This is a genomic window from Streptomyces toxytricini, from assembly GCF_014649915.1.
In the GTDB taxonomy this organism is placed as follows: Bacteria; Actinomycetota; Actinomycetes; order Streptomycetales; family Streptomycetaceae; genus Streptomyces; species Streptomyces toxytricini.
Genome location: NZ_BMTY01000016.1, coordinates 108,691 through 123,894 on the forward strand (window position 1 = coordinate 108,691; position 15,204 = coordinate 123,894).

12 protein-coding genes are annotated in these 15,204 nt (G+C 74.9%); 6 read left to right on the top strand and 6 right to left on the bottom strand.

The window, feature by feature from the left end; genetic code table 11:
* Positions 1 to 188: 188 nt before the first annotated feature.
* Genes argC through IE170_RS21115 form a run of 4 tightly spaced genes read left to right on the top strand, consistent with a single transcriptional unit; the run spans position 189 to position 4,505 of the window.
* The gene (argC, locus tag IE170_RS21100) at positions 189 to 1,226 is read left to right on the top strand and encodes an N-acetyl-gamma-glutamyl-phosphate reductase (protein WP_189810994.1); all 1,038 of its coding nucleotides are present in this window, start codon (positions 189 to 191) and stop codon (positions 1,224 to 1,226) included.
* Positions 1,223 to 2,374 carry a bifunctional glutamate N-acetyltransferase/amino-acid acetyltransferase ArgJ gene (gene argJ, locus IE170_RS21105; RefSeq protein WP_189810995.1) on the top strand — a complete coding sequence of 384 codons (1,152 nt, stop codon included), beginning with the start codon at positions 1,223 to 1,225 and terminating at the stop codon, positions 2,372 to 2,374. Before argC ends, argJ begins: the two co-directional genes overlap by 4 nt.
* Positions 2,375 to 2,391: 17 nt before the next feature.
* A complete protein-coding gene (argB, locus tag IE170_RS21110) occupies positions 2,392 to 3,312 on the top strand; it encodes an acetylglutamate kinase (protein WP_189810996.1) in 921 nt (306 codons plus the stop codon).
* Positions 3,309 to 4,505, top strand: coding sequence for an acetylornithine transaminase (locus IE170_RS21115; RefSeq protein WP_189810997.1), 1,197 nt, complete (start codon positions 3,309 to 3,311; stop codon positions 4,503 to 4,505). Before argB ends, IE170_RS21115 begins: the two co-directional genes overlap by 4 nt.
* Before the next feature lie 26 nt (positions 4,506 to 4,531).
* Here IE170_RS21115 and IE170_RS21120 read toward each other — a convergent pair whose 3' ends face one another.
* The 5 genes from IE170_RS21120 to IE170_RS21140 form a co-directional block, all read right to left on the bottom strand.
* On the bottom strand, positions 4,532 to 5,050 hold the full coding sequence (locus IE170_RS21120; protein ID WP_373299028.1) for a GNAT family N-acetyltransferase: 519 nt from the start codon (positions 5,048 to 5,050) through the stop codon (positions 4,532 to 4,534).
* 179 nt (positions 5,051 to 5,229) lie between these two features.
* Entirely contained in the window at positions 5,230 to 6,813 is a 1,584-nt protein-coding gene (locus tag IE170_RS21125; protein WP_189811051.1) for an amidohydrolase, read from the bottom strand.
* Positions 6,814 to 6,829: 16 nt separating this feature from the next.
* Positions 6,830 to 7,717, bottom strand: coding sequence for an ABC transporter ATP-binding protein (locus IE170_RS21130; RefSeq protein ID WP_189810998.1), 888 nt, complete (start codon positions 7,715 to 7,717; stop codon positions 6,830 to 6,832).
* Positions 7,714 to 8,838 (bottom strand): FecCD family ABC transporter permease, encoded by a 1,125-nt coding sequence (locus IE170_RS21135; protein WP_189810999.1) that lies wholly within the window; start codon positions 8,836 to 8,838, stop codon positions 7,714 to 7,716. Before IE170_RS21135 ends, IE170_RS21130 begins: the two co-directional genes overlap by 4 nt.
* Positions 8,839 to 9,018: 180 nt before the next feature.
* Entirely contained in the window at positions 9,019 to 10,092 is a 1,074-nt protein-coding gene (locus IE170_RS21140) for a FecCD family ABC transporter permease (protein ID WP_189811000.1), read from the bottom strand.
* 249 nt (positions 10,093 to 10,341) lie between these two features.
* Between IE170_RS21140 and IE170_RS21145 the strand changes: the two genes are divergently transcribed.
* Both IE170_RS21145 and IE170_RS21150 read left to right on the top strand, forming a co-directional pair.
* Positions 10,342 to 12,048, top strand: a complete 1,707-nt coding sequence (locus IE170_RS21145) for an ABC transporter transmembrane domain-containing protein (protein ID WP_189811001.1) — start codon at positions 10,342 to 10,344, stop codon at positions 12,046 to 12,048.
* Positions 12,045 to 14,024, top strand: coding sequence for an ABC transporter ATP-binding protein (locus IE170_RS21150; protein WP_223857070.1), 1,980 nt, complete (start codon positions 12,045 to 12,047; stop codon positions 14,022 to 14,024). Before IE170_RS21145 ends, IE170_RS21150 begins: the two co-directional genes overlap by 4 nt.
* Positions 14,025 to 14,096: 72 nt before the next feature.
* Here IE170_RS21150 and IE170_RS21155 read toward each other — a convergent pair whose 3' ends face one another.
* Positions 14,097 to 15,020: a hypothetical protein gene (locus tag IE170_RS21155; RefSeq protein ID WP_189811003.1), complete on the bottom strand. Its 924-nt coding sequence runs from the start codon at positions 15,018 to 15,020 to the stop codon at positions 14,097 to 14,099.
* Positions 15,021 to 15,204 lie beyond the last annotated feature (184 nt).

Below are 15,204 nucleotides of genomic sequence, written 5' to 3' on the forward strand. Positions count from 1 at the left end.
CACCGGAGTGTGACCCAGGTCTCCCTGAGTGGCGGGATCGAGGTCCGGGGCGTGACGTGCGTCACGCCTCCGAGTTGCTGCCCGGGAGTGGGTCGGAAGGGGTAAGTAAGGTTAGCCTTACCTGAATTGAAGTGCGGAGTTGCCCTTCGGCGCGTCCCGCGCACCCCCACACCAGGAGACGGAAGAACATGACCCTACGGGTCGCGGTGGCCGGAGCCAGCGGCTACGCCGGCGGAGAGATCCTGCGTCTGCTCACCTCGCATCCCGGGACGGAGATCGGCGCCGTCACCGGCCACAGCAGCGCCGGCCGCCGTCTCGGCGACGTACAGCCCCAGTTGGCCGGCCCTGCCGACCGGGTGCTGGAGGAGACGTCGGCGCGCACGCTGCGCGGGCACGACGTGGTGTTCCTCGCCCTCCCGCACGGGCAGTCGGCGCCCCTCGCCCGCGAACTGGATCCGGAGGTCCTGGTCGTGGACTGCGGCGCCGACTTCCGGCTGCGCGATCCGGCCGACTGGAAGCGGTTCTACGGAACGGAGCACGCCGGAACCTGGCCGTACGGCCTCCCCGAACTACCGGGCGCGCGGCCGGAGTTGAGGGGTGCCTCGCGGATCGCCGTGCCCGGCTGCTATCCGACGGCGGTCACGCTGGCGCTGTTCCCCGCCTACGCGGCCGGGCTGGTGGAGCCGGAGGCGGTGGTCGTCGCCGCGAGCGGCACCTCGGGGGCGGGACGGGCGCTCAAGCCGCACCTCCTCGGCGCCGAGGCAATGGGGTCGATGACCCCGTACGGGGTCGGCGGCGGCCATCGGCACACCCCCGAGCTCGTCCAGAACCTGTCGCGGGTGGCCGGCGAGCGCGTGACGGTCTCCTTCACTCCGACGCTCGCGCCCATGCCCCGCGGCATCCTCGCCACCTGTTCCGCCCGGCTCCGGCCCGGTGCGGCGGCCGGCGGCGAGCAGGCGGTGCGCGCGGTCTTCGAAGCGGCGTACGCGGACGAGCCGTTCGTGCGGCTGCTGCCGCCCGGCCGGTGGCCGTCCACCGGTGCGGTGCTCGGCTCCAACACGGTCCAGGTGCAGGTGGCCGTGGACTCCGACGCGCGCCGCCTGATCTGCGTGAGCGCGATCGACAACCTGACCAAGGGCACCGCCGGCGGCGCGGTGCAGAGCATGAACGCAGCCCTCGGCCTGCCGGAGTGGCTGGGCCTGCCCACGAATGGAGTCGCTCCGTGAGCGTGACCGCTGCCCAGGGATTCCTCGCGAGCGGCGTCGCCGCCGGGATCAAGGAGTCCGGGCATCCCGACGTGGCGCTGGTGGTGAACCGGGGGCCGTCCCGGGCCGCCGCCGGCGTCTTCACCTCCAACCGGGTGCAGGCCGCGCCCGTCCGCTGGTCCCGGCGCGTGGTCGCGGGCCGGCGGGTCGCCGCCGTCGTCCTCAACTCCGGCGGCGCCAACGCCTGTACGGGGCCGGACGGCGCCGCCGACACCCGGGCGGCGGCGGAGCGCACGGCGCGGGCCGTCGGCGCCGACCCGGACGAGGTGGCCGTCTGCTCCACCGGCCTGATCGGCGTGCGCCTGCCGATGGACCGCCTCCTGCCCGGCATCGACACCGCCGCGGGCGCCCTGTCTCCCGACGGCGGCGACGACGCGGCCGTGGCCGTCAAGACGACGGACTCGGTGCACAAGACGGCCGCCGTCTCCCGGTCCGGGTGGACGGTCGGCGGCATGGCGAAGGGCGCGGGGATGCTCGCCCCGGGCCTCGCCACCATGCTGGTGGTCCTCACCACGGACGCCGACGCCGACGCCCGGCTGCTGGACTCCGCGCTGCGCGCCGCCGTCCGCACCACCTTCGACCGGGTGGACTCCGACGGCTGCATGTCCACCAACGACACCGTGCTGCTGCTCGCCTCGGGCGCCTCCGGCACGGCCCCGGACCCGGCGGAGTTCGCCGACGCCGTGCACGCCGTCTGCCTGGACCTGGCCCGGCAGCTGGTCGCGGACGCCGAAGGGGCGTCGAAGGAGATCGAGGTGGCGGTCGTCGGCGCGGCCACGGAGGAGGACGCCGTCACCGTGGGCCGCTCCGTCGCCCGGAACAACCTCCTCAAGTGCGCTCTGCACGGCGAGGACCCCAACTGGGGCCGGGTCCTCTCCGCGATCGGCACGACCGACGCCGTCTTCGACCCGGACCGGCTGGACGTGGCCATCAACGGCGTGTGGGTCTGCCGCGACGGAGCCCCCGGCGAGCCCCGGGAGGAGGCGGACCTGTCGGGCCGCCGGATCAGCCTCACGGTGGACCTGCGCTCCGGCGACGCGTCGGCGGTCCTGTGGACCAACGACCTCACGGCCGAGTACGTCCACGAGAACAGCGCCTACAGCTCATGAACGGGGTGGGGACACAGATGCTTACCGCAGTCGCACGGCCGGCCCCGGAGGCCGGAGCACCGTCCGGGGCCCCGTCCTGGGCCGAGGGGCTCCGGGGCCGGACCGTCGTCGTCAAGTTCGGCGGCAACGCCATGGTGGACGGGGCGCTCCTCGGCGCCTTCGCCGACGACGTCGTGGAGTTGCGGCGGGCCGGACTGCTGCCGGTCGTCGTCCACGGGGGCGGCCCGCAGATCAGCGCCATGCTCGACCGGCTGGGCCTGGAGTCCCGCTTCGAGGCGGGCCTGCGGGTGACGACCCCCGAGGCCATGGACGTCGTGCGGATGGTGCTGACGGGCCGTATCCAGCGGGAGCTCGTCGGAGCGATCAACGCCCACGGCCCGTACGCCGTGGGCCTGTCCGGCGAGGACGCGCACACGCTGACCGCCGTGCGGCGCAGGGCCGAGGTGGACGGGCGGCCCGTGGACCTCGGGCAGGTCGGCGAGGTCGTGGCCGTCGCCCCCGACACCCTGCGGGCCTTACTCGACGAGGGCCGCATCCCGGTCGTCTCCCCCGTCGCGCGCGGCACGGACGGGCAGGTCTACAACGTCAACGCCGATCTCGCCGCGTCGGCGCTGGCGGTCGCGCTCGGCGCGGCCCGGCTCGTCGTCCTCACCGACGTCGCGGGGCTGTACGCGGACTGGCCGCACGGCACCGAGGTGATCGAGCGGCTGACGGCCTCCGAGCTGGGCGGGCTGCTGCCGGGCCTCGCGAGCGGCATGCTGCCGAAGATGGAGGGCTGCCTGCAGGCCGTACGGGCGGGCGTGGGCCGGGCCCAGGTCCTCGACGGCCGCGTACCGCACGCCGTGCTGCACGGCTTCACCGCCGGGAAGAGCTCCGGCACCACGATCGTGCCGGACGAACGCCCCGGCCGGCCCGCACCCGAGGAGGCCCGGCCATGAGCCCTGCCGCCGATACCCCGCTCACCGGACGGTGGCGGGCGGTCATGATGGACACCTACGGAACTCCCCCGCTGGCCCTGGTCCGGGGCGAGGGCAGCACCGTGTGGGACGAGGCGGGGCGCGCCTACACGGACTTCACCGGCGGGATCGCCGTCAACACCCTCGGGCACGCCCACCCGGCCGTCGTCGCGGCGGTCGCGGCGCAGGCCGCGCGGCTCGGGCACGTGTCGAACCTGTTCGTCTCGGAGCCGCCTGTCGCCCTGGCGGAGCGGCTCCTGGACCTGTTGGGCGCACCGGGCCGGGTGTTCTTCGCGAACTCGGGCGCCGGGGCCGTCGAAGCCGCGTTCAAGATCGCCCGCCGGACGGGTCGCCCGCACGTGGTCGCCGCCGAGGGCGGGTTCCACGGGCGCACCATGGGTGCGCTGGCCCTCACCGGCCAGCCGGCCAAGCGGGCCCCGTTCCTGCCGCTGCCGGGGGAGGTGACGCACGTCCCGTACGGCGACGCGGCGGCGCTCCGCGCGGCCGTGACGGAGCGGACGGCCGCGGTGTTCCTGGAGCCGGTGCAGGGCGAGGGCGGAGTGGTCCCCGCTCCGGAGGGCTACCTGCGCGCGGCGCGCGAGATCACCCGGGCCGCGGGCAGCCTCCTGGTCCTGGACGAGGTGCAGACGGGGATCGGGCGCACCGGGCACTGGTTCGCGCACCAGGCGGTGCCGGGCGTCGACCCGGACGTGGTCACCCTTGCCAAGGGCCTGGGCGGCGGACTGCCGATCGGCGCGACCGTCGCGCTCGGTCCGGCCGCGGGGCTGCTGACTCCCGGGCAGCACGGCTCCACCTTCGGCGGGAACCCCGTCGCGTGCGCGGCCGGGCTGGCCGTGCTGGAGACCGTCGGGAAGGAGGGGCTCCTCCCCCACGCCGCCTGGCTGGGCGAGCGGCTGAAGCGCGGTATCGGGGCGCTGGGACACCCCCTGGTCCGCGAGGTGCGCGGGGCAGGGCTGCTCCTGGGCGTCGCGCTCGCCGAGCCGGCCGCCGTACGGGTGCAGGCGGCGGCGCAGGATGCCGGGTTCCTCGTCAACGCGGCGGGCCCGGACACCGTACGCCTGGCCCCGGCCCTGACCCTGCCGAAGGCCGAGGCGGACGCGCTCCTGGCGGCCCTGCCCGCGATCCTCGACGCCGCGGCCGGCGCCGGCGGGTGACGGCGGGTGACGGCAGCCGCCAGGCCCTACAGCGGGCAGGCCAGGACGCGGGCGCCGCGGGCCGGATCCAGGGAGCGCGCCCAGGCGGCCGGGGCCAGGGCCGGGCCGACCGGGGCGAAGCCGTGACGGAGGAAGAGGCGGCCGCTGCCGGTGGTGGCGGTGAACAGGGCCGTCAGGGAGCGGTGGCGGGCCCGGGAGAACGCCGCCTGGAGGAGCAGGGCACCCACACCCGAGCCCTGCCGGTGCGGGGCGACGCAGAAGTTGTACAGCACGCCTGCGGCGGGGTGGACGCGCAGCCCGAGGCAGCCTTCGAGGGCGCCGTCCGGGGCCTGCGCGACGAGGAAGTCGGCCGCGTGCGCGAGGTAGAGGGAGAGCGGGCGCTCGCGCAGGGCTCCGGTGCGGACGAACGGCCGGGAGAGCGCGGCGAGCGCCGGTGCGTCGTCCCGGCGGGCCGGCCGCACGGTGAACGCGGGGGCGGTGGAGGGGTGGGGGATGCGGAGGCGGGTGCGGGGCAGCGCGACGGGAGGCGGCGGGGCCGTGGTCAAGGCGTTCCTTCCTCGGGTTCCACCGTGCGCGGGCAGGGCTCCCGGAGGGAGCCGGGGAGCGCCCGGAGAGACCGGGTCGCCGCGCGACTCCGGTGGCGGAGACGGAAGTTAGGTTAGCCTTACCTCGCCCGCGGGGCCAAACCGGAGGCGCGCCGCGCCCCCCGAGCACCCCGACCCGGCTACTTGGCCCAGGCCTCCCTCGTGTCCCGGCCGTCCACGAGGGTCGTCACGACCTCGATGTCCCCGATCCGGGAGGCCTCGACCCGGCGCGGGTCGTCGCCGAGGACGACCAGGTCGGCCCGCTTGCCCGCGGTGAGGCTGCCGGCGCTGTCGTCCCAGTGGCAGGCGTACGCGCCCGCGACCGTGTACGCGTACAGGGCCTCCTCGACCGTGACGGCCTCGTCGGGGCCGATGAGGGCGCCCGAGGCGGACGCGCGCTCGACCATGAACTGGACCGCCCGCAGCGGCGATCCGTCCGTCACCGGCCGGTCGGAGCTGCCGACGAGGGTCACCCCGTGGTCGAGGAAGCCGCGGCCCCGGTACATCCACGGCGCGCGGCGCTCCCCCATGACCGCGGCGTAGTCGTCGCCGAACCAGCGCAGGAAGTTGGGCTGGACGACGGCGCTGACGCCGAGGTGGGCGAAGCGCGGGAGCTGGTCGGGGCGGATCAGCCCGGCGTGCTCGATGCGGTGGCGTGCGCCGGGCCGCGGCCGCAGCCGCTGCGCCCGCTCCAGGGCGTCGAGGGCGAGGTCGGCGGCCCGGTCGCCGATGGCGTGGACGGCGAGCTGCCAGCCGCCGAGGTGCCCGTCCACGATGAGGCCGGTGAGGCGCTCCGGGTCGTCCTGGAGCTGCCCGGTGTGGCCGTCCATTCCCTCGTACGGCTCGGTGAGCGCGGCCGTCCGCGCCATCATGCCGCCGTCGGTGTAGATCTTCAGTGCGCCGACGGAGAGCCAGTCGTCGCCGAAGCCGGTTCGCAGGCCGAGGTCGAGCGCGCGGGGGATGCCGTCGTGCTCGTGGGCCGCGGCCGGCTTCAGGGTGTCGCCGCCCGGCATGAGCTGGACCCGCAGCGGGAGGCGGCCCTCGTCGCGCAGGAGTTGGTAGGCGCCGAGTTCGACGGGGCTGTGGCCGAGGAGGCCGCCGCCGATGCCGGCCTCGGCGCAGGCGGTGATGCCCTCGGCGAGGCAGCCGCGGCCGGCGTGCTCGATGGCGTCGGCGAGGTCGGCCTGGGAGTACGGCAGCCGCAGGCGGCGTACGGCGCCCATGGCGCTCTCGACGAGGAGGCCGTCCTGGTGCGGGACGTCGGCCGGGAGCATGGCGAGGACGGCGCTGTTGACGACACAGGCGTGCCCGGAGTCGTGCATGAGGAAGAGGCGGCGGCCGCGGCTGACGGTGTCGAGTTCGGCGGCGGTGAGGTGCCGGCCGAGGGCCCGCTGGTCGTAGCCGCCGATGCTGACCCAGGCGCCGGCCCCGCGCGAGCGGGAGACGGCGCCGTCGATGGCGGCGAGGACGTCGTCGATGCGGGTGAGGCCGGCGATGCTCGGGGTGCGGGCCTTCAGGCCCGTCCACGACAGGTGCACGTGGCTGTCGATGAACCCGGGGAGCACGGTGGCCCCTTGCAGGTCGACGACCTCCCGGGCGGGCAGGGAGGTGACGGCCCCGTCGAGGCCGACGATGCGGCCCCGCCAGATGCCCAGGTCGCGGGCGACCGGGTGGCCGGGGTCCATGGTGAGGATGTTCGCGTTCGTCAGCCTCGTGCACAACATCATGCGCTGTCCGTCCTCAACGGGGTTCGGCCATCACGGCGTCGGTGGCGGCAGCCGGGGCGCCGTCCGCGGTGTCTTCGGGGTCCTCCGGTGCGAACCGCCTGGGTGCGGCCGGCACCATCAGGGGCGTGCCGGTCTCGGGGTCGTCGATGATGCGGCAGGGCAGTCCGAATACGTCCTCGACGAGTTCGGCGGTCATGACGTCGGCGGGGGCGCCCTGCGCGGCGATCGTGCCGCCGGGGCGCATCACGATCAGGTGGGTGGCGTAGCGGCACGCCTGGTTGAGGTCGTGCAGCACGGCCACGACGGTGTGGCCCTTGCGGGCGTGGAGTTCGGCGCACAGGTCGAGGACGTCGACCTGGTGGGCGATGTCGAGGAAGGTGGTGGGCTCGTCCAGCAGGAGCAGCGACGTCTGCTGGGCGAGCACCATGGACAGCCAGACGCGCTGGCGCTGGCCGCCGGAGAGGTCGTCGACGGGCCTGTCCGCGAGCTCCAGGACTCCGGTCTGCCGCATCGCCTCGACGACGGCCGCCTCGTCCTCGGCGGACCACTGCCTGAGCATCCCCTGGTGCGGGTAGCGGCCGCGGGCGACGAGGTCGCCGACGGTGATGCCGCCGGGGGCGGTGGAGGTCTGCGGGAGCAGACCGATGCGGCGGGCGACCTCGCGCGAGCGGTACGAGGCGATGGCCGCGCCGTCGAGGAGGACCCGGCCGTGGCGGGGCCGGAGCATCCGCGCGAGGGCTTTGAGGAGCGTGGACTTGCCGCAGGCGTTCGGTCCGATGATCACGGTGAAGGAGTGGTCGGGGATGTCGACGCCGAGGTGGGTGGCCACCGTCCGCTGGTCGTAGCAGAGCGTCAGGTCCTCGGCGCGCAGCCGGGGCGTCGGGAGGTTCGTTCCAGTCATGCGCGGCTCTTTCGCGACTCGGTGATCAGCAGCCAGATGAGGTACAGCCCGCCGATGGTGCCGGTGGCCGTGCCGACGGGGAGGAGGGCCGGGGCGAACAGGCGCTGCGCGGCGACGTCGCTCGCGGCGAGCAGCAGCGCGCCCATCAGCGCGGCCGGGAGCAGGGCCGGGCCGGCGGTGCGGGTCAGGCGGCGGGCGAGCTGGGGCGCGGCGAGGGCGATGAACCAGATGGGGCCGGTCACCGCGGTGGCGAAGGCGGCCAGGGCGACGCTGACGAGGAGCAGCACGGCGCGGGTCCGCGTGACGTTCACGCCGAGGGCCGTGGCGGTGAGGTCGCCCATCTCCACCATGGAGAGGCGGCGGGAGAGGAGGAAGGCGGGCGGGAGGAGGACGGCGGCCGCGATGAGGATGGCGTTGGCGTGCGTCCAGCCCCGGTTGCCGAGGCTGCCGATCAGCCAGGCCTGGGCTTCCAGGGCCTCCTGGAAGGTGGCCCTGGTGATCAGGTACGAGTTCACGGCGAGGAGCAGCGCGCTGACGCCGATGCCGATGACGACGAGCCGGAAGCCGTGGAGGCCGCGGCCCAGCATGAGGAGGTGGACGGCGGCGGCGGTGGCGAGGCCGCCGATCAGGGCGCCGAACGCGATCTGGGCCATGCTGCCGTGCACGACGATGATGACGGTGAGCGCGCCGACAGCGGAGCCGTTGGTGAAGCCGATGATGTCCGGGCTGCCGAGGGCATTGCCGGTGAGGCTGGTCAGGAGGGCGCCGCTGACGGCGAGGGCGGCACCCACGGCGACCGCGGTCAGCAGGCGGGGCAGGCGGAGGGTGTTGACGACGAAGTCGGCGCCACCGGAGTCGCCGCCGGTCAGGGCCCGGAGGACCTCGGCGACGGTGAGCTCGTAGTCGCCGGTGGTGAGCGAGACGACCATGACGGCGAGCAGGGCGAGGAGGATCGCCGCGGTCACGGCCAGCGCCCTGCCCTGGACCCGTACCGACGCCCCGCGAGCTCCCGGGATGCGCAGCACCGTTCCGGTGATCACGCCGGGCCGGTAAACGAACCGGCCGGTCGCGGCAGGGGGCTTCGCGGCGGGGGCCGACCCCGCCTGGCGTACAGGACTCACAGCGCCTCCTCGTTCGCTTCTCCGCCCGCGAGGCGCAGAGGTGCGGCCTTGACACTCGTCTGCGGCCCGGCGGCCTCGCGTGCGCCGCTCACAGCGCCTCCTCGTTCGCTTCTCCGCCCGCGAGGCGCAGAGGTGCGGCCTTGACACTCGTCTGCGGCCCGGCGGCCTCGCGTGCGCCGCTCACAGCATGACCAGCTTTCGGCGACGGCACAGCGCCAGGAACACGGGGGCGCCGATGAAGGCGGTGACGATGCCGACCTGGATTTCGCCGGGGGCGCCGATCACTCGGCCCGCGATGTCCGCGCCGATGAGCAGGACGGGTGCGAGGAGCATGGAGTACGCGAGGACCCAGCGCTGGTCGGGGCCGACGACGAACCGGGCGATGTGCGGGACGACGAGCCCGACGAAGGCGATCGGCCCCGCGGCGGCCGTGGCGGCGCCGCACAGCAGCATGACGCCGACGGCGCCGAGGATCCGCGTGCGGTGGACGTTGACGCCGAGGGCGCGGCCCATCTGGTCGCCGAGGGCGAGGGCGTTGAGCGAGGGGCCGAGCAGCAGGGCGATGAACAGGCCTGCGGCGATGAACGGGAGGATCACGTAGACGACGTCGAGGTAGCGGCCGGCGAGTGAGCCGACCGTCCAGAAGCGGAACTGGTCGAAGGCGCTCGGGTTCAGCAGCAGGACGGCCGAGTTGAAGGCGTACAGCACGGCGGTCACGGCCGCGCCGGCGACGACCAGGCGGTCCGGTGTGGCGACCTTGCGCCCCGAGGAGCCCAGCAGGTAGACGACGGCCGAGGCGAGGGCGGCGCCGAGGAACGCGAACCAGACGTAGCCGAGGACGGAGCCGATGCCGAGGAAGGCGAGGGCGACGACGACCCCGGCGGACGATCCGAGGCTGATGCCGAGGAGGCCCGGCTCGGCGAGCGGGTTGCGGGTCAGCGCCTGCATCAGCGCCCCGGACAGGCCGAGGGCTGCGCCGACGAGCAGGCCGAGAAGGGTTCTGGGGATGCGGTAGTCGTGGATGATGATCGAGGTCTCGGATCCGTCCGGGTGCCAGAGCACGCTCCAGACCTCGCTGAGCGGCAGGCCCCGCGTCCCCGTCCACACGCCGAGGAGCGACACCAGGACCAGTGCGGCGAGTACGGCGAGGAGTCCCGCGCCCCGCAGGGCGGTGGCGGTGCCGCGTGCCGGGGGCACGACGGCGGGGGCGGCCTCCTCCCGGGACACCGCCTGCGTTTCGACCGGCAACGACATTTCCCCCTGACGGCGGTGCACGCGTACCGCGATCGTTCGTCTGCTGTAGGGATGGGGCGGCGACTCGGCGCACAAGAGCCTTGCAACTTAGGCGAGGCTAACCGAACGTGGGGGGCGGGTCAACGTGCGGGAAAGCAGGGCGAGATGGACTCGCGACCCACACCCGCGGAGACGTTCGAGCACGGCATGGACGACCGATTTCTTAGAGTAGCCTTACCTAACTTCCCGCAGCTCCGGATGGAGGGTCACATGCCAGTTGGAGGACCGACCGGGGGGCTCGTCCTCCGCCGGGCGATCAGGGGACAGCGCCGCAGAGTCGTCTCTGCCTCCCTGCTCGGCATGACCCACCAGGGGTGCGAGGCGCTGGTGCCCGTGGTGATCGGCGCCGCCATCGACACCGCGGTCGCCACCGGGTCCGCGCAGTCGCTCCTGCGCTGGCTCCTGGTGCTCGGCGTCCTCTTCCTCGTGCTGTCCACCTGCTACCGGACCAGCGCGAGGATCGCCGAGGGGGCCGGCGAGCACGCCGCGCACCGGCTCCGCCTCGAACTCGGCGCCCGCGTGCTCGACCCGCGCGGCGGCGCCGACGCGAACCGGCTGCCGGGCGCGCTCACCAGCATCGCCACCAACGACGCCCGCCGCGTCGGCTCGGTCGCCACCGTCCTCCCCTACGGCTGTGCGGCGATCGCCGCCCTCACCGTCAGCGCCGTGGCCCTGCTGCGGATCTCCGTGCCGCTCGGCCTGCTCGTACTGCTCGGCATCCCGCCGCTGCTGTGGCTCGGCCACCGCATCAGCCGGCCCCTGGAGCGGCGCAGCGAGGCCGAGCAGGAGAGCGCCGCGCACGCCTCCGGCGTCGCCGCCGACCTGGTCTCCGGGCTGCGCGTCCTCAAGGGCATGGGCGCCGAGGCGGCCGCCGTGGCCCGCTACCGCACCACCAGCCAGGACTCCCTCGCCGCGGCACTGCGCGCGGCCCGCAGCCGCGCCGGGCACGAGGGCGCACTGCTCGCCCTGACCGGGGTGTTCATCGCGGCCATCGGCATCGCCGGCGCCTACCTCGCGATGGACGGCAGCATCAGCGTCGGCGACCTGGTCGCCGCCGTCGGCCTCGCCCAGTTCCTCCTCGGCCCCTTCCAGCTGCTGGCCTACTCCAACGCCGAGTTCGCCCAGGCGCGCGCCTCCGCCCGGCGGATCGCCGAGGTCCTCGCCTCCCCCGCCGCCGTCGACGGCGGGGAACGGCAGCCCGACGGCCCGGACACCGGCGCCGGGCACCTCCGGCTGCGGGACGTCCGCCTCGGCGCCCTGCGCGGGGTCGACCTCGACTTCCCCGCCGGCAGCCTCACCGGCGTCGTCACCCGGGACCCGGCCGCCGCCCACGACCTGCTCCTCGCCCTCGCCCGGGAGACCGACCCGGCCGGCGGACGCGTCGAACTCGACGGCGTGCCCCTGACCGAGCTCGACCCCGACCGGCTGCGCCGCACCGTCCTCGTCGCCCACCACGACGCCGACCTCTTCGAGGCCAGCCTCCTGGACAACGTACGGGCGGGTGCCGCCGATTCCGCCGCGGACGCCGTCGACGCCGCCCTGGCCGCCTCCACCGCAGACGAGGTCGCCGCGCTGCTCCCCGACGGGGCGGACACCGTCCTCGCCGAACGCGGCCGGTCCCTCTCCGGCGGCCAGCGCCAGCGCGTCGCCCTCGCCCGGGCCCTCGCCGCCGACCGCGCCGTCCTCGTCCTGCACGACCCGACCACCGCCGTGGACACCGTCACCGAGTCCCGGATCGCCGCCCGCCTGCGGGAGGTCCGCCGGGGCCGCACCACCGTCCTGATCACGACCAGCCCGGCCCTCCTCGCGGAGACCGACCGGGTCGTCGTCCTCGACGGGGGAACCGTCGCCGCCGCCGGCGCGCACACCGAACTCGTCACCACCGACGAGGCCTACCGCACGGCGGTGCTCGCATGACCGCCGCACACGAGGACCGCACGGGCCCCGCCGAACCGGGGACGGAGAGGGACAGGGACATGAGCGGGACCAGCACGCACGACGGCACGGACCGCGCGCTCCTGCCCACCGCCGGCGGCGCGGAGAGCCGGGCCGCGCTCCGCACCATCCTCCACGGCCACCGGCTCCTCGCTGCCGGCGCCGTCCTCGTCCTGGTCGTCGGGACCGGGATCGGCCTGCTGACCGCCCCGCTGCTCGGCCACGTCGTCGACCTGGTCGTCGACCAGGAGGGGCCGCGGGCCCTGACCCTCCCGCTGGTGCTGCTCGTCGCGGTCGCGCTGGCCCGCGGCGCCGCCGGCGCGGCCGGCAGCGCCCTCGTGGCCCGGCTCGGCGAGACCGTCCTCGCCGCCGTGCGCGAGCGGTTCATCGAACGGGCGCTGCGGCTGCCCCTCGAACGGGTCGAAGCAGCCGGCTCCGGAGACCTCGTCTCCCGCGTCACCAGCGACGTCGCCGTGATCGCCAAGTCGGTGCGGCAGGCCCTGCCCGAGTTCACCCGCTCCGCGCTCACCATCCTCCTCACGCTCGTCGGACTCGCCGTCCTCGACTGGCGGTTCCTCCTCGCCGCCCTGCTGGCCGTGCCCGTCCAGGTGCTGTCCGTCCGCTGGTACCTGCGCCGCGCGGCACCCGTGTACGCCGAACACCGCGTCGCCACCGGCGCCCTCCAGCACCAGCTGCTCGACAGCATCGGCGGGGTGCGCACCGTGCGCGCCTTCCGGCTGAACGAGCGGCACACCGGCCTGCTCGCCGACCGGTCGGGCGCCGCCCGCGACGTGGCGCTGCGCGGGCTGCACATCGTCACCGGCTTCTTCTCCCGGCTGAACCTGGCCGAGTACATCGGGCTCGCCGCCATGCTCGGAACCGGTTTCCTGCTCGTCCGGAACGGCTCGGTGAGCATCGGCACGGCCACCGCGGCCGCCCTGTACTTCCACAGCCTCTTCAACCCGGTCAACGCCGCGCTGTTCCTCCTCGACGACGCCCAGTCCGCGGGCGCGAGCTTCGCCCGCCTCATCGGCGTCGCGAACCTGCCCGCCGAGCCGGCGCCGCGGAGCGGGAGCGTCCCGGCCGACGGCTCGGTGAAGGTGACCGGGCTCGGCCACGCGTACGCCGACGGGCCGCCCGTCCTGAGCGGCGTCGACCTCGACGTGCACAGCGGCGAGCGGGTGGCGCTGGTCGGCGCGAGCGGCGCCGGCAAGACCACCCTGGCGAAGGTCGTCGCCGGCGTGCACACGCCCGCGAGCGGGACGATCTCCCTCGGCGGGGTCGACGTCCGCGAGCTGGGTCCGGAGGGGGTACGCCGCGCCGTGACCCTGATCAGCCAGGAAGTGCACGTCTTCGCAGGCCCGTTGGCCGAGGACCTGCGGCTGGCCCGGCCGGAGGCCTCGGACGCGGAGCTGCGCGGCGCGCTCGACGCGGTGGGTGCGCTGGAGTGGGCGGAGGCCCTGCCCGACGGTCTCGCGACCGTGGTCGGCGAGGGCGGGCACCGGCTGACCGTCGCCCAGGCCCAGCACCTGGCGCTCGCCCGGCTCGTGCTCGCCGACCCGCCCGTCGCGATCCTGGACGAGGCGACCGCCGACGCGGGCAGCGCGGGCGCCCGGGTGCTGGAGGAGGCGGCCGCGCGCGCCCTGGTGGGCCGTACGGGCCTCCTGGTCGCCCACCGCCTGCCGCAGGCCGCGGCGGCGGACCGCGTGGTCGTCCTGGACGGCGGCCGGGTCGTCGAAACGGGCACGCACGACGAACTCGTCGCGGCGGGCGGCCGCTACGCGGCGCTGTGGTCGGCCTGGTCGAACAGCCGCCGGAGCGCGGACGCCCCCGCGCCCGCCTCGGCGGAGCCGACCCCGGTCCCTCCCGCGGACCGTACGCAGGCCGGCGCGGCCGATGACCACCTGTCGGCGGACGCGGTGATCCGGCCGGCGGCCGGCGGACCCGGCCGCCGTTGAAGCGACAGTGCTGGTCGCAGCCGTCGACGAATGGCCGCGACCAGCACTGCCGTGGCGTCGGTACCCGGCGGCTCAGGCCTCGCACTGCATCCAGGTGTCGCCGCCGCGGATCCAGAGAACACCATCGCGTCCCTGAACGCAGCGCCTGGTCACCGGCTCCGGTAGCAGGAGTCGCTCACGGGAGGTGATCACCCAGGCTCCGTCGACGAGTTCGGCGCGGTTCAGCTCGATGCCGGGCCTGTTGCGGAACTCGTGGCTGAGGACCATCCGGGTGCCGCGTACGGCGATGCCGTCGGATTCCCTCAGGGGGTGGCGGTAGCTGGTGGTGCCGCCGGCGGAGGGGTCGACGCGGGACAGGAAGGAACCTTCGTGGCCGTACCAGCCCAGCCAGGCCACGTCGCCCTCGGTGGCGCCCGCGATCCCTCCGAGGGGCAGCACAGGGAGCCGTTGTCGGCCCAGAGGGCCCCAGGTCCGGGTGCCGTCGGTGTCCCAGCGGGCCAGTCCCTCGCTGGACGCGGGGTGGCTTCCGTAAATGCCCTCGTCACCGTGTGAAGTCCAGATGCCGCCGTCGCGGTCGGTGAGGACGTAGTCGATGTCGTCGCCGATGCAGAGGTGATCCACCGGGTAGCCCCCGCGGGAGTACACCGTCGCGTTGCTCTCCCACCTCCCCGTCCTGTCGCGGTGTGCACGGGATGAGGCCAGCAGGAACCGCGACCACGAGAGCAGGGCCAGGTGGCCGGTGTGCGCCGTGAGGCCGGTCACCGGAGTGCGGTGCTCCACCCCGTCCGAAATCACGACCAGTACGCCGTCGCACGGAGCGGTCACGTGCCAGCCGACCCATCCCCTGGTGTACGGGGAGCGGGTCAGGCTCCGTTCGTGGACCAGCACGACCGCGAGTTCGCGGTTCGGCCCGACGGTCCACCACAGGGCTCGCCATCCGGCCAGGGCGTCCCCGGAGGGCAGGCTCCACACGAAGCGCAGGTCACCAGGCGTCATCGACACACCCTTGGGACTCCGGGCCCCGACGGCGCCCGAAGAGACGCACCTTACCGGACGGCGGCTCGATGTCTTCGGCTCACGCCGGGCACCGGCCGTCCGTAGGGCCTGCTGATCCGCAGCGCGCGCCGCCGCCCGCGGAGGAAGGTCCTCCGCGGGCAGCGGTTTCGGTGCGGGCGGGTGG

Bases quoted from the DNA above. Each gene is read 5' to 3' on its own strand.
- argC (WP_189810994.1), top strand. From the start codon at position 189: ATGACCCTACGGGTCGCGGTGGCCGGAGCCAGCGGCTACGCCGGCGGA.
- argB (WP_189810996.1), top strand. From the start codon at position 2,392: ATGCTTACCGCAGTCGCACGGCCGGCCCCGGAGGCCGGAGCACCGTCC.
- IE170_RS21115 (WP_189810997.1), top strand. From the start codon at position 3,309: ATGAGCCCTGCCGCCGATACCCCGCTCACCGGACGGTGGCGGGCGGTC.
- IE170_RS21125 (WP_189811051.1), bottom strand. From the start codon at position 6,813: ATGTTGTGCACGAGGCTGACGAACGCGAACATCCTCACCATGGACCCC.
- IE170_RS21130 (WP_189810998.1), bottom strand. From the start codon at position 7,717: ATGACTGGAACGAACCTCCCGACGCCCCGGCTGCGCGCCGAGGACCTG.
- IE170_RS21140 (WP_189811000.1), bottom strand. From the start codon at position 10,092: ATGTCGTTGCCGGTCGAAACGCAGGCGGTGTCCCGGGAGGAGGCCGCC.
- IE170_RS21145 (WP_189811001.1), top strand. From the start codon at position 10,342: ATGCCAGTTGGAGGACCGACCGGGGGGCTCGTCCTCCGCCGGGCGATC.
- IE170_RS21150 (WP_223857070.1), top strand. From the start codon at position 12,045: ATGACCGCCGCACACGAGGACCGCACGGGCCCCGCCGAACCGGGGACG.
- IE170_RS21155 (WP_189811003.1), bottom strand. From the start codon at position 15,020: ATGACGCCTGGTGACCTGCGCTTCGTGTGGAGCCTGCCCTCCGGGGAC.